A 12105-nucleotide genomic window follows, 5' to 3' on the forward strand; every position below is an offset into this window, starting at 1 on the left:
GTCGCAATAGATAATTATTCCTGGATTTGCTGTAAAATATTGTTGTAAAAAGGAAATATTAAACTTATAATAGGGTTTAAGAACTAGTTAATAATATCCAGCTAGTTTATTGATGAAAGGAGAGCGTCTATGGCAAGATTGAATGAAATGAGCCTGACTAGACAACTGAGCCTTGTATTTGAGAAATTGGAGCCTGAATTGGTAGGTTTAACAGGAGGAACACTGGTTGTCTGTATCCGCAACGATGAGATTGGCAAGTTTGGTGTCAAGCATGACGCGATGGAGAGCCGCGATGGTGTATTAGTTCCACTACGCTGCGGTTTGCAGAAACGACATGTGACCTCTTTTCGGTTAATGGCAATGGAAGCACTTAAGCGGAAGAAGCACTGGACTCACGGCGAGATTGTATTTGACTTTACGCTGAAGCAGGACACGCTGCTCGTCAGCACATGGTTTGAAACTAACTACAACATGGCCAACCTTTTAGGTAAACCTTCGATGCACGACGTGCACACATCTTCACGAATATTACCTTCGTACTAACCTCATTTTACACTCCGCACATATATCAATATTACAGCTAAGCGTAGTACTTCATGTACCTGTCCCAATAGTCCCTTCGATCCCTTATTCCAGATCATATTGAATTGATAAGAAATTGTGAGCATCTTCCAATCCATTCCCAACAAGCATATACTGCATATTAACTTTGGTTAATTATATCTGGGTTCGGAGATCGCAAATAGGGATTGGACACTTGTATATGGCGGTTCGAGGATCGGTCTCTTATACATATGATTCGGCAAGCTGCAGATGCGGGATGTGCGCAAGAGCATCACCAACAGTCCTATCTTCGAGAACAGATGGAATGACCTCCACCCATAATGAACGTGCGAGAAGACCATGTGTCGGTTAGCAATGCCGATCATGGTTTTCTTTTTGTATTCTCATGTTATAGAAATACAAGTTTTAGGTCTATAACTGTAACATGAGTTTCATCATGATGTGCCATAATTCAGACGAAAGAGGAGTTAGAGATGCTTCATCGCGATCATTCAGACAGCACTAGATCTCATGTCTCACGTGATATTCAGCCGATTCTGTATATTACGGTTCCTTGCTATAACGAACAAGAAGTCATTACGCTTACCGTTAGAACGTTAGGTGAAATGCTGCAATCTATGATTGAGGAAGGACTGATATCAGGACGAAGCAAGCTGCTCTTTGTAGATGACGGAAGCCGTGACTCGACATGGCTCCTTATCGCTCTTGAGAGCGCTCGAAATCCATTGGTTTCAGGCATTAAGCTGACACGCAATGCAGGACATCAAAAAGCGCTGCTAGCGGGGCTGATGTATGCCCGCAGCTTCTGCGATTGTGTCATTTCAATGGATGCCGACCTCCAGGACGATGTAGATGCAGTACGACAATTTGTACTGCGTTACCTCGAGGGAGATGACATCGTTTATGGTGTGCGACAAGATCGCTCACGAGACACCTGGTTTAAACGCAAGAGCGCGGAGCAGTTCTATAAGCTGATGCAGAGGATGGGAGTGCCGCTTGTATATAATCATGCGGATTATCGCTTGATGAGCAAGCGTGCGCTGGATCAGCTGGCTGAGTATCGTGAAGTGAATATGTTTCTGCGGGGAGTCGTGCCTCTTCTGGGCTTGAGAACGAGTGAAGTCAACTATGACCGCAAAGAGCGAGCGGCGGGTCACACCAAGTACCCGCTGCGGAAGATGCTGTCATTTGCATGGGAAGGTGTTACTTCGTTCAGTATCAAGCCGATGAGGATCGTGACCGTATGCGGAGTATTCGGGCTTGGGGCAAGCTTGATAGCCACTTTGTACGCGATTCTATCCAAGTGGTCGGGTCACACGGTATCCGGGTGGACATCGATCATGATGTCCCTATGGTTTATTAGCAGTGTGCAATTACTGGCTGTGGGTGTCATCGGTGAGTATGTCGGCAAGGTGTATAACGAAGTCAAGCGGAGACCGTTGTACCAGATCGATGAGATCCTTCACGAACAAACATCGTTGGAGTGGTATGGGAAGGAAGCCGGAGGAGAAAGATGATGTGGCTGCGTTATGGGCTGGTTGGGGTATGCAATTCCCTTGTCGGCCTGGGACTTGTGGTTGTATTGATGCATTGGCTTCATTGGACTCACGGTGTTGCTGCCTTCAGCGGCAATGCCGTGGGCATCCTGTTCAGCTATGCTATGAATCGATCCTTTACCTTTAAAGCACAGGGGAAGCTGGGTACTGGCCTTCTGCGGTTCATAGGAGTGAGCCTGCTCTGTTATGCGCTCGCCTATGTCGTCTTGCACCAGCCCATCAGCAGCGTAATCTATACATGGCTTCCTGCTGAGAAGCGAGTATGGCTGGAGGATGTCATCGTGCTGGCTGAGGCTATGATCTATACGATTACTTCATTTCTGCTGCATCGTATGTATACCTTCAATAAGCGAGACGAGCCATCAAGCGAACCAACGGCTGTAGAAGGACATTCTGAGTTAAAATAAAGGAGGGGCGGCATATGCTTCGAGAACGTATCGTGCCTGCTGTGTCGATACTGACAGGTGTGATGATCCTGTCCATCATATTGCTGCTGCCGCCATACATCGGCATGGCTGACAATGGAGACTTCGCGCGAATTCTTTCAAGCGGCGGCATCTCGGTCTTGAATGATTCATTTACATATGAGGAGAAGTACTTTGGGTATGCATACAGCCAGTATGAATATGCTCCATTTGGAGTGGACTATGCTTCCTCGCAAGCGATCGTGGTATTTGCCGCAGGATTATTGGCTCGGCTCTGGAACCGCAATATGTTCGATATGCATGTGTTGGGTACGATCTACGGCTTCCTTCTGCTGCTTGTGCTCTACCTATTCGTTGGAGCAATTGGACGCAAGCGGTTGTGGCTGCAAATCACACTTGCGGCTTCCATTCTATTTGTATTCTTCGATATTGGTTATACGGCATACTTTCAATCCTTTTATGGAGAGCCTGTGTCGCTGCTTTCTCTGCTGATGGCAGCAGCTTGCGCCATTCTGTTGGCGATTCGGAAGAAGCCGTCTCTATGGCTGCTAGGCGCGTTCCTGATCAGCTCATGGATGCTCACCACCTCTAAGCTGCAAAATGCGGTAATAGGTCTAGCATTTGCAGTTTACCTAGTGCGATTGTATACCAAGTACAATCATGATATACGATGGAAACGAATGATTATCGGCGGCGTGACAGGCTTGCTGTTATCCTCCGCGCTCATGTATGGCTTCGCGCCGAAAGAACTTAAGAGTATCAATCTGTATCAGACGATATTTTATGGCATATTGAAAGATTCTCCTCATCCCGAGCATGACCTGCAGGAGCTAGGCATCCCCACTAAATACAAGGTGCTGGCGGGTACACATTACTTTATGAAGGATGTGCCGATCAAGCAGGATTCACCGGAGCTGACTCGAGATCTATATTCCCAGCTGGGTCACGGCGATGTCGTGAAATATTATGCGACTCATCCTGCTCGCATCGTGGACAAGCTGCAGGCTGCGGCCAGGAATGCCGCGATGATACGACCCTACTACTTAGGAAACTATGAGAAAAGTGAAGGTAAGCCTAGGGGGGCGATGTCGTTTACTTACAGCACTTGGAGTGAGGCCAAGAAGAAGTGGCTGCCAGATACGCTTCTATTCTATGTGATGGCTTACGCGGTATTTGGATTGCTGATCGGGTATGAATGGCGAAGAGGGCGCGTTAATCGTCATATTCTTGAGATCGTCCTTCTTCTACTTATCATTAGCTTATTGGCAATCGCTATTCCGCTAGTCGGCGATGGTGAAGCGGATCTGGGAAAGCATCTGTTTCTGTTTAATGCGACGTTTGATATGCTGCTGATCTCATTTGCAGTATGGATCGTGTTCGCAATGAGGACTAAGCTTTTCTCGAAGGTGTGAACAGGCTCCTAGTAGCTGCAAATTAATTAGTTGTAAGATAAGAGTATTAAATTGCAGTTTTTTTCAAAGGAGTTGTACCAAGATGAGTTCTTGTCAGACAGCTGTGCTAAACGCACCAACCGGAATTATGTGGAAGACCGTATCGGAGGATTGCAACCTCGCTTGTGATTATTGCTATTACAGCACATGCCAAGGCAAGCCTGATTCCGCAATCAGGCGAATTGATGACGAACTGCTGCAGAAGGTTATTGGAGAAATGATGAGCACCTCTCAAGGCTCGGTATCCTTCGCGTGGCAGGGAGGAGAGCCCCTGTTGGCCGGACTTCCATTCTTTGAACGGGTAGTGCAGCTGCAAGCACAGCTGGCTCCGCGCAACACCGTGATCAGCAATGCACTGCAAACGAACGGTACGTTAATGAATGAGCAGTGGGCTGCGTTCTTCCGACAGTACTCCTTCTTGGTCGGAGTCAGTGTTGACGGCCCGCAGCATATTCACGATAAACGCCGTAAGACAGGCTCTGGAGCGGGGTCATACACTCGCGTCATGAAAGGAATTGATCTGCTGCGGCAGGCAGGTGTTGACTTTAATATCCTAACCGTTATACACGAGGATAATGTCGGCGAAGCCGCAGCGCTGCTGGAGTGGCTGGAGCAGCATCGCTTTGATCACGTACAGTTTATCCCATGCATGGATTTCCGCTCGCAGGATATTGCAGCAGAGGGCCGATATCTCATTACGCCAGAGCAATATGGCCGCTTCTTATGTGAGCTGTTTGATGGCTGGTATCGGAATGGCAAGCCCCGCATCTCCGTACGGATCTTTGATAATTGGCTGCAGAAGCTGATTGGCCAAGAACCGGAGCTATGTATTTATCGAGAAGCTTGTCCAGCTACACTCATTCTAGAACAGAACGGCGATGCCTACCCGTGTGATTTCTATATACATGAACAATATCGATTAGGAAATGTGCGGGAACGTAACCTGAACGAGCTTATGAACGATGCCAAGTGGGAAATGTTCCGCAAGCAGAAGGGCAATCTATCGGAGCACTGCCTGTCCTGTGAATATCTTCATTACTGCCATGGAGGCTGTCCGCGCAATCGAGGCACTCAAGGGATGGATGGTCAGCCAGCGTTAGATTATTTCTGTGCAAGTTACCGAAGATTATATGCCTATGGTGAGGAACGAATGCGCGATTTAGCGCGAGAGATCATTCATCGCCAAGGCGGGAAGATGCCTGGCCGCAACGAACGCTGCATATGCGGGAGCGGAAGAAAAGCGAAGCAGTGCTGTTTGGTCTAATCTATCAATTAAGAAGGAGGCCTACTTATGACGTCAGATTGGCGGGTATTTATCGCTTTACCACTCCCAGATGAAGTTAAGGAGTGGATTAGGCGCCAGGTCGAGGAGCATTTTCCATATGCAGACCGCGCTTTTAAACGCTTGTCTGATCATCGGGACTATCATATCACGGTTCAGTTTCTAGGTGATGTGAAGCAGGAACAAATCCCGGCTATTATGGAACAATTGAATGCGGCGATGACGCATCAGACGACATTCTCTCTCCGGCTCGGGACATGGGACATATTCGGACGCGGTTCTGCACCGCGTGTGCTGTGGATGGGAGTAGAGGGAGAGCTTGCTCGACTCCATGAAATGCAACAGCATGTGCTGAAGCAGATGAGTACGATCGGGTTCACTCCGGAAGACAGGCCCTATCATCCGCACATTACAACTGCCCGTCAGTATATAGGCAGCGCCGCCTTTGATCTGCAGGCTGTCCGGCGAGCATTGATAGAGGCACCTCCGAGCTGGTCAGCGGATCATGTTGTTCTGTATCGCACCCGCTTAGGGGAGAAGCCAATATATGAAGCTGTTGGAAAGGTGATCTTCCAATAAATCAAAATTTAGCTGATATTTGGTTGTGTGAGGAAAAAGGTATAATTTTCAATCTTGTTCAACCTGCTGTGCAGTTATACAATAGAACAGGTTTAAAATGCATACCACACCACAATAGATGCAATTCCCAAGTAAATTACCTTAAATGATATGTAATCAGCCAGCATCATGATGAATACTTACATAAGCAAGGCTGAATCGGACATGTAAAGGAGGAAACTGCATGGACCGAAAAAAGCGTCATAGATTGACCCTTTCTGTTTTCGTTATCGTTGTACTCGTGCTCATGTTGGCGGTTGGACTTTATGTGTATGTACGGCCGAGTGAGCCAATTGGATTTGCAGAGCCTGTTCAAGTGCCGCTTCATGAGCGGATCGAAGAAATAATTGAGCATCATGCTGTCGAATTCACCATCTCTGAAGCAGAGATGAATGGATATGCTGCTGAAAAGGTTCGATCGCTGCTTGTTACGAGTCCGAAAGTAAGTCGCTGGAATATAACCGGCATGCACATAGAATTAGAACCCAATCAGGTTAAGACACGTTTGCAGGTAGAGCCAGGATTGGGGATACGCGCTGAGGTAAACATGGATGCGAGCCTGACATGGGATGCGGCCGCCCAGCAGATTCAAGTTGTGCCGACAGCCTTTCGCCTTAAGGATATACCGCTGCCTATCAGTTGGCTGCCTATTCCCGAAGGCGTTCTGACGATACCCTTGAGACCGGTGCTGCCCGATTGGGTGTACGTGAAGGATTTACAGATGCAGGACGAGAGATGGATTGTGAGGCTGGGATTAAGAGTACTTCAATAAATAAAGAGGAGAGAACGTATTGCCTAACAAACAAGAACTTCACCAATTACAAATGATATTTCGCACCATCATGCGACGCATGCGCAAGGTATGGGGCGAGCAAACTGAGCTCGGTCTGAATCCGACTCAGTTCAGCGTGCTGGAGAAGCTCCACATCGAAGGATCGCTGAAGGTTACTGAAGTTGCGAAGCTGCTCTGCTTAACAGCAGGAGCGGTGACAGGTATAACGGACAAGCTGATCGAATTAGGATATGTCGAGCGCCGCAGAGACGAGGTTGACCGTAGAACGGTATATTTGGAAATGACGGAGCTTGGCAAGCAAGCTTACAATGAAACGATAGAGCAGCGTGCAGAACTATTTGAGCGCTTCTTCGACCATGTTGAAGATGAGCAGGTTCGACAGTTTCTGCTTGTATGTAATCAAGTAAATGATAATTTAGATGGCATGGTATCGGATTGCGCGGATGCGTAATTGGTCGATGCAGATCACAAGCGCGCCCAGTTTAGGGTGCGCTTATTTTATTTGTTTAGAAGGCTGGCAAGCGCGGCTGAGTAAATTCAATGACTTTTATGTGAAAAAAGATACGATGTGTCATATTATTGCAAGATCATCTTTTGCTATAGTGAACATATACGAAAGTAAACACCTGACAAAGGGAGGTATTACCGTTGAACATTCTTGTGGTCGATGATAACCCGACTAATGTCATGCTCATCCGCGAAATATTGCAAAAAGCGGAATATCCTAACGTCTTGACTGCTTCGACAGCAAAAGAGATGTTTAGGATGCTGGGAATAACCAACACGAGAGAGTGCGCTGTTAAGGCGAATGAGCTTGATGTTGATTTAATCTTGCTTGATATGATGATGCCTGGGATTGACGGTCTAGACGCGTGCCGTGATCTGCAGCGTTACTCTCAATTGCGGGATATTCCGATTATTATAGTAACGGCAATCAGCGATTCGAATACTTTAGCGAAAGCATTGGATGCAGGTGCGGTCGATTATGTGACGAAGCCGATCAATCGTATTGAATTGTTGGCCCGCATACGGCTGGCGCTTCGCTTCAAGCAGGAGAGAGACTGGCACAAAGCGCGTGATCGCCATATAAGTGAGGAATTGCGGTTAGCGGCGAGTGTACAGGCATCCGTACTGACGGAGCCTTATGAAGATGAACATATTAAGATTCGTGCCGTGTATCAGCCCTCTGAAGAACTAGCCGGAGATTTATACGCTTGGTTTCCCTTAGAAGATCATAAGTATGGCATTTTTATAATGGACATGATGGGCCATGGTGTTTCATCAGCGTTGTTAAGTATGTTTATTGCTTCGGCTCTGCGCGATTCGGTGTTCAATGAGAGAAGTCCAGATCGTGTATTGCAGGATCTTAACAGTAAGTTTCAGTATATTCATCTGAATGATACGTTCATGACGTATTATATGACGGCCATATATGCGGTTGTGGATACGGAGAATAACACGATATGCTACGCCAATGCAGGTCATCCTCCTGGGATTGTGATGATGGATGACGGAGAAGTTGTCCGTTTAGATTCTACGGGATATCCTGTAGGGATGTTTTCGCAATTAGTGATTGAAGCACGCACCATCACCTGTTCAACGAATTATCGATTAGGGTTGTATACAGACGGGTTATTAGAAGCTGCTGCAGGAGAGCTGGAGCAAGCGGTAGCGCTGCTGTCAGAATACATTAAGCGAGAAACCTCGGTTGATTCTCAAGCTTGGCAGGAGCTGTTCCGCAGACCGAGCGCGCGTGAAGACGACATCTGCTTAGTATGGGCGCAAGTTAAATGTTATAAATACTAAAATTACGGTTAATAGGGGAGAGGGACTCTATGGATACGAATAAATTCTCGGTTGTAACAGTAAAGGAAGGAACTCAGGTTAATGTACACCTGCAAGGTGAATTGGACTTGGCTGCGGCAAGCGATTTTCGTGAGTTAATAGAGCCGATTGCTAGAGATGTAAGTATCCATTTAACCTTGAATCTAGAGAAGCTATCTTACATCGATAGTACGGGGATAGGAATTCTAATCTCGATATTGAAAGTAAGAAATTCGGCAAATGCGCAGCTTCATGTTGAGAATGTCCCCGCACATATTCAGAGACTGCTGGATATGACCGGAATATCCAAATTTTTTCGAAGCTGAATGAAGTAAATATGAACATTGAAAGGAATTGACCCATGAAAGGACTACATTCTGACCGAGTGGTAACGTTGACGATACCTGCTCAAGCTGAATATGTTGATCTTGTCAGACTTACTCTATATGGAATTGCAGTTAAGATCGGATTCAACTATGAAGATATTGAAGATATGAAGGTGGCGATATCTGAGGCTTGCAATAATGCAGTGCTATATGCGTACGGCAACGATGGCGGAACAGTAGAGATCGTATTTGAAATAGGAGAACGGGAGCTGGGAATGGTTATTCGTGATCATGGAGTGAGCTTTAATGCTGAGATGAAGGCGAGGGAGCCGGAAGCATGGCATGATAAGGCGCTGGAAGATGTACAGGCAGGAGGACTTGGATTCTATCTGATGCAGGCTCTAATGGATGAGGTGGAGGTTGTCAGCCCTGAAGGCCGTGGCACAGAGGTTCGCATGAGAAAAAGTGTCTCCTTATGCGAGGAAACGCGATGAGTCAACTGCCACATCAAGCATCTGGTAATGTGAACGATACCATTCGACAATATCAAATGACGAATGATAATGAAATAGCTGCCGAGCTAATCGTAAAGTATGAGCCTATGGTGAGGGTGGCTGCAGGAAAAATATCACGAAACCGTCCAGATCTCTATGAAGATTTAATACAAGTTGGCAACATGGCGTTAATCCGCCTGCTTCAACAGTTTGACCATACGCTCGGAGTACCGTTTGAAGCCTATGCGATGAAGAGCATGATTGGCCATATGAAAAATTATTTGCGCGATAAGTCGTGGTACATACAGGTTCCCAGGCGAATTAAAGAAAAGGGAGCTTTAGTGCAGCAAACGATAGATGAATTGACTGTGCGATTGGAACGCTCGCCCGCGATCGAAGAAATCGCAGCCGATCTCGATCTCTCGTTTGAAGAAACGTTGGAAGTGCTCGCAGGCAGAGAATGTTATCATTATGTTTCCTTGGATACTCCATTATCACAAGGAGAAAGTGCGGCTACATTGGGTGAATTGGTTAGCACGGATGCTGATGAATATGACACAATAGAGCGCAAGATGGATCTGATGGAAGCAATGAAGCAGCTGAAGCCGGAAGAAAGACAAGTGCTGCTGTTAGTCTTCGAACAAGGGTTGTCTCAGCGCGCTGCTGCGGAGAAGCTGGGAGTGTCTCAGATGAGTATCTCGCGTATTCAACGCCGTGGAATGGACAAGCTGAAGGTTATTATGATGTCCAATGATGATTAACGTTTATAGTATAGGAATAATAATAGAAGCATGTGCCTTCGTTGAGGGTGAATGCTTCTATTATTATGATCGTTAATATGACGCATGCCTTCCCCTTGGCGGAGAAGGCATGTATGGCTGTGCTTATGAAACTAGGGTGTGGTTAGAGGCAGATTTAACGACGGCCTTTACGTTTGCTGCGCACGCCGCATTGCACATCTTTAACATTATACGCGCAGAAATGCTGAGGAACCGGGATCGTATGGTGCTGATTTACGATGTTAACCGGATGTACGATTGGCTGCGTTGCTGTGTGGAAGAAATTTTTAACCACAGTTTGTTCAGGCGCAACGATTGCAGGCAGTGGACCTGTTGCGGCCGGACTAACCATACTAGGGCTCACCATATTAGGGCTTGCTGAATAAGGGCTGACCATATTAGGGCTTGCTGCATAAGGGCTGACCATATTAGGGCTTGCTGCCCCCATTCCATATGGAGTAGGTTTACCTCCACCACCCCAAGAAGGATTAGACGGGCTCATTCCACAAGTACGTTTCATTAATCACAACTCCTTTATCTGAAGTACTATAGCTTACGTGTGGATATGCCTCTATGCTTGTTCATTTGTCTTGATGGCATTCGTCTGAATTATATATAGATGTCCAAGTGTATTTAACATCCGTTCACTTTTCCCTTGGGATCAAGATGAGTTAAAATATTCCTAACTGGTGTTGAAATGCAAACTGTAGATGTTCAAGGAGGGTATCATGTATAACTTCGATGAAGTGTTGGATCGCACGACGTTATCGGCAATTAAGATGCTACCGCAGCAGGATGCGCAGCAAGGGTGCATTCCATTATGGATTGCGGATATGGATTTCCCTGCCGCGAAAGAGATACAAGAAGCGCTGGTCAGCCGCATTCGTGTGCCGAATTACGGCTATACCGATCGAACGGAGCGGTATGATCAGGCGGCAATCGATTGGATGAATCGCCGCCATAGCTGGCAGGTAGCGCGTGAGTGGCTCGTGACGACAGCTGGTGTTGTCCCAGCGATGGCATATGCTGTGCAGGCAGTGCTGAAGCCTGGGGAGAAAGTGATGATTCAACCTCCTGTATACGCGATGTTCTCTAAGATGATTATGCTTAATGGAGCTGAAGTGGTGAGCAATCCGCTCCAATTGGTGAATGGGCGTTATGAGATTGACTTTGAGGACTTCGAGCAGAAAGCCAAGGATCCGCAAGTGAAGCTGTTTTTCCTGTGCAATCCGCATAATCCTGTTGGACGTGTCTGGACGCGGGAAGAGCTGCAGAGGCTGGCAGAGATATGTCTTACACATGATGTCAAGATATTCTCGGATGATATTCATCATGATATCGTGCTCAGCGGAACGACGTATACGCCGATAGCTTCTTTGTCCGCAGACATATCCAACATCACGATGACAGCGACATCGCCGAGTAAGACGTTCAGCCTAGCGGGCTTTAAGATGGGCAATATATGGATCGAGAATGAGCAGCTTAGAGAAGCTTTCCGCGCATGCGTGCAGCGTACGTCAGGCGATCATCTGGATCTTGGAGCAATAGAGGCTTCGATTGCGGCTTATACGCTGGGTGAGCAGTGGCTTGCAGAGGTGCTGCAATATGTGGAGCGCAACAATGAGTTTGTGAACTCATTCATCGCCGAGCGTATTCCGCAGATCAAGACATTCAATCTCGAAGGCACTTATTTAAAATGGTTGGATTTTCGAGCGCTAGGCATGGATGATCAAGGGCTTCGAGAGTGGTCGCTGCGGAAAGCCAAGGTGTGGTTTAATGATGGGTATACATTTGGCAGCGGCGGAAGCGGCTTTAATCGGATGAATCTAGCTTCTGCGCGCTGTGTTATTGCTGAAGCGCTGGAGCAGATTGAACGGGCTGTCAAGGCGCTGTAGATAATAAAAGGGCAGCCTACTATAAACTGTACCCTGTCGAGTAGACACTTTAAAAAAGTCTCTCGATAGGGTACTTTTGTTTTTAACAGCTAAATGAG

General features: G+C 46.9%; 14 protein-coding genes. 13 read left to right on the forward strand and 1 reads right to left on the reverse strand.

What is annotated here, in order from left to right; translation table 11 throughout:
* Positions 1-129 precede the first annotated feature (129 nt).
* From AC3WTP_RS17805 to AC3WTP_RS17860, 12 genes are all read left to right on the forward strand, one after another.
* On the forward strand, positions 130-543 hold the full coding sequence (locus AC3WTP_RS17805; protein WP_492395981.1) for an O-methyltransferase: 414 nt from the start codon (positions 130-132) through the stop codon (positions 541-543).
* Between the two features lie 494 nt (positions 544-1037).
* Entirely contained in the window at positions 1038-2081 is a 1044-nt protein-coding gene (locus tag AC3WTP_RS17810) for a glycosyltransferase family 2 protein (RefSeq protein ID WP_492395982.1), read from the forward strand.
* On the forward strand, positions 2078-2527 hold the full coding sequence (locus tag AC3WTP_RS17815) for a GtrA family protein (protein WP_492395983.1): 450 nt from the start codon (positions 2078-2080) through the stop codon (positions 2525-2527). The genes AC3WTP_RS17810 and AC3WTP_RS17815 overlap by 4 nt, the downstream gene beginning before the upstream one ends.
* Positions 2528-2541: 14 nt before the next feature.
* The gene (gene wsfD / locus AC3WTP_RS17820) at positions 2542-3957 is read left to right on the forward strand and encodes a glycan biosynthesis hexose transferase WsfD (RefSeq protein WP_492395984.1); all 1416 of its coding nucleotides are present in this window, start codon (positions 2542-2544) and stop codon (positions 3955-3957) included.
* 82 nt (positions 3958-4039) lie between these two features.
* On the forward strand, positions 4040-5260 hold the full coding sequence (locus AC3WTP_RS17825) for an anaerobic sulfatase maturase (protein WP_492395985.1): 1221 nt from the start codon (positions 4040-4042) through the stop codon (positions 5258-5260).
* A gap of 27 nt (positions 5261-5287) precedes the next feature.
* Positions 5288-5857 (forward strand): RNA 2',3'-cyclic phosphodiesterase, encoded by a 570-nt coding sequence (gene thpR / locus AC3WTP_RS17830; protein WP_492395986.1) that lies wholly within the window; start codon positions 5288-5290, stop codon positions 5855-5857.
* Positions 5858-6080: 223 nt separating this feature from the next.
* Complete coding sequence (locus AC3WTP_RS17835; protein ID WP_492395987.1) at positions 6081-6668, forward strand: hypothetical protein; 588 nt, start codon at positions 6081-6083, stop codon at positions 6666-6668.
* Between the two features lie 19 nt (positions 6669-6687).
* Positions 6688-7140, forward strand: coding sequence for a MarR family winged helix-turn-helix transcriptional regulator (locus AC3WTP_RS17840; RefSeq protein ID WP_492395988.1), 453 nt, complete (start codon positions 6688-6690; stop codon positions 7138-7140).
* 197 nt (positions 7141-7337) lie between these two features.
* The gene (locus AC3WTP_RS17845; protein ID WP_492395989.1) at positions 7338-8495 is read left to right on the forward strand and encodes a SpoIIE family protein phosphatase; all 1158 of its coding nucleotides are present in this window, start codon (positions 7338-7340) and stop codon (positions 8493-8495) included.
* Positions 8496-8524: 29 nt separating this feature from the next.
* On the forward strand, positions 8525-8839 hold the full coding sequence (locus AC3WTP_RS17850) for an STAS domain-containing protein (protein ID WP_492395990.1): 315 nt from the start codon (positions 8525-8527) through the stop codon (positions 8837-8839).
* Between the two features lie 35 nt (positions 8840-8874).
* The gene (rsbW, locus tag AC3WTP_RS17855) at positions 8875-9333 is read left to right on the forward strand and encodes an anti-sigma B factor RsbW (protein ID WP_492395991.1); all 459 of its coding nucleotides are present in this window, start codon (positions 8875-8877) and stop codon (positions 9331-9333) included.
* The gene (locus tag AC3WTP_RS17860) at positions 9330-10094 is read left to right on the forward strand and encodes a sigma-70 family RNA polymerase sigma factor (protein ID WP_492395992.1); all 765 of its coding nucleotides are present in this window, start codon (positions 9330-9332) and stop codon (positions 10092-10094) included. Before rsbW ends, AC3WTP_RS17860 begins: the two co-directional genes overlap by 4 nt.
* Positions 10095-10248: 154 nt before the next feature.
* Here AC3WTP_RS17860 and AC3WTP_RS17865 read toward each other — a convergent pair whose 3' ends face one another.
* Complete coding sequence (locus AC3WTP_RS17865; protein ID WP_492395993.1) at positions 10249-10632, reverse strand: hypothetical protein; 384 nt, start codon at positions 10630-10632, stop codon at positions 10249-10251.
* Positions 10633-10840: 208 nt separating this feature from the next.
* Here AC3WTP_RS17865 and AC3WTP_RS17870 point away from each other — a divergent pair, with 208 nt between their 5' ends.
* On the forward strand, positions 10841-12007 hold the full coding sequence (locus AC3WTP_RS17870; RefSeq protein ID WP_492395994.1) for a MalY/PatB family protein: 1167 nt from the start codon (positions 10841-10843) through the stop codon (positions 12005-12007).
* The last annotated feature ends 98 nt before the right edge of the window (positions 12008-12105 follow it).

Source organism: Paenibacillus sp. EB106-04-04-XG159 (genome assembly GCF_058791835.1).

Coding starts and splice junctions, on each gene's coding strand:
- AC3WTP_RS17805 (WP_492395981.1), top strand. CDS start 130: ATGGCAAGATTGAATGAAATGAGCCTGACTAGACAACTGAGCCTTGTA.
- AC3WTP_RS17810 (WP_492395982.1), top strand. CDS start 1,038: ATGCTTCATCGCGATCATTCAGACAGCACTAGATCTCATGTCTCACGT.
- AC3WTP_RS17815 (WP_492395983.1), top strand. CDS start 2,078: ATGATGTGGCTGCGTTATGGGCTGGTTGGGGTATGCAATTCCCTTGTC.
- wsfD (WP_492395984.1), top strand. CDS start 2,542: ATGCTTCGAGAACGTATCGTGCCTGCTGTGTCGATACTGACAGGTGTG.
- AC3WTP_RS17825 (WP_492395985.1), top strand. CDS start 4,040: ATGAGTTCTTGTCAGACAGCTGTGCTAAACGCACCAACCGGAATTATG.
- thpR (WP_492395986.1), top strand. CDS start 5,288: ATGACGTCAGATTGGCGGGTATTTATCGCTTTACCACTCCCAGATGAA.
- AC3WTP_RS17835 (WP_492395987.1), top strand. CDS start 6,081: ATGGACCGAAAAAAGCGTCATAGATTGACCCTTTCTGTTTTCGTTATC.
- AC3WTP_RS17850 (WP_492395990.1), top strand. CDS start 8,525: ATGGATACGAATAAATTCTCGGTTGTAACAGTAAAGGAAGGAACTCAG.
- rsbW (WP_492395991.1), top strand. CDS start 8,875: ATGAAAGGACTACATTCTGACCGAGTGGTAACGTTGACGATACCTGCT.
- AC3WTP_RS17860 (WP_492395992.1), top strand. CDS start 9,330: ATGAGTCAACTGCCACATCAAGCATCTGGTAATGTGAACGATACCATT.
- AC3WTP_RS17865 (WP_492395993.1), bottom strand. CDS start 10,632: ATGAAACGTACTTGTGGAATGAGCCCGTCTAATCCTTCTTGGGGTGGT.
- AC3WTP_RS17870 (WP_492395994.1), top strand. CDS start 10,841: ATGTATAACTTCGATGAAGTGTTGGATCGCACGACGTTATCGGCAATT.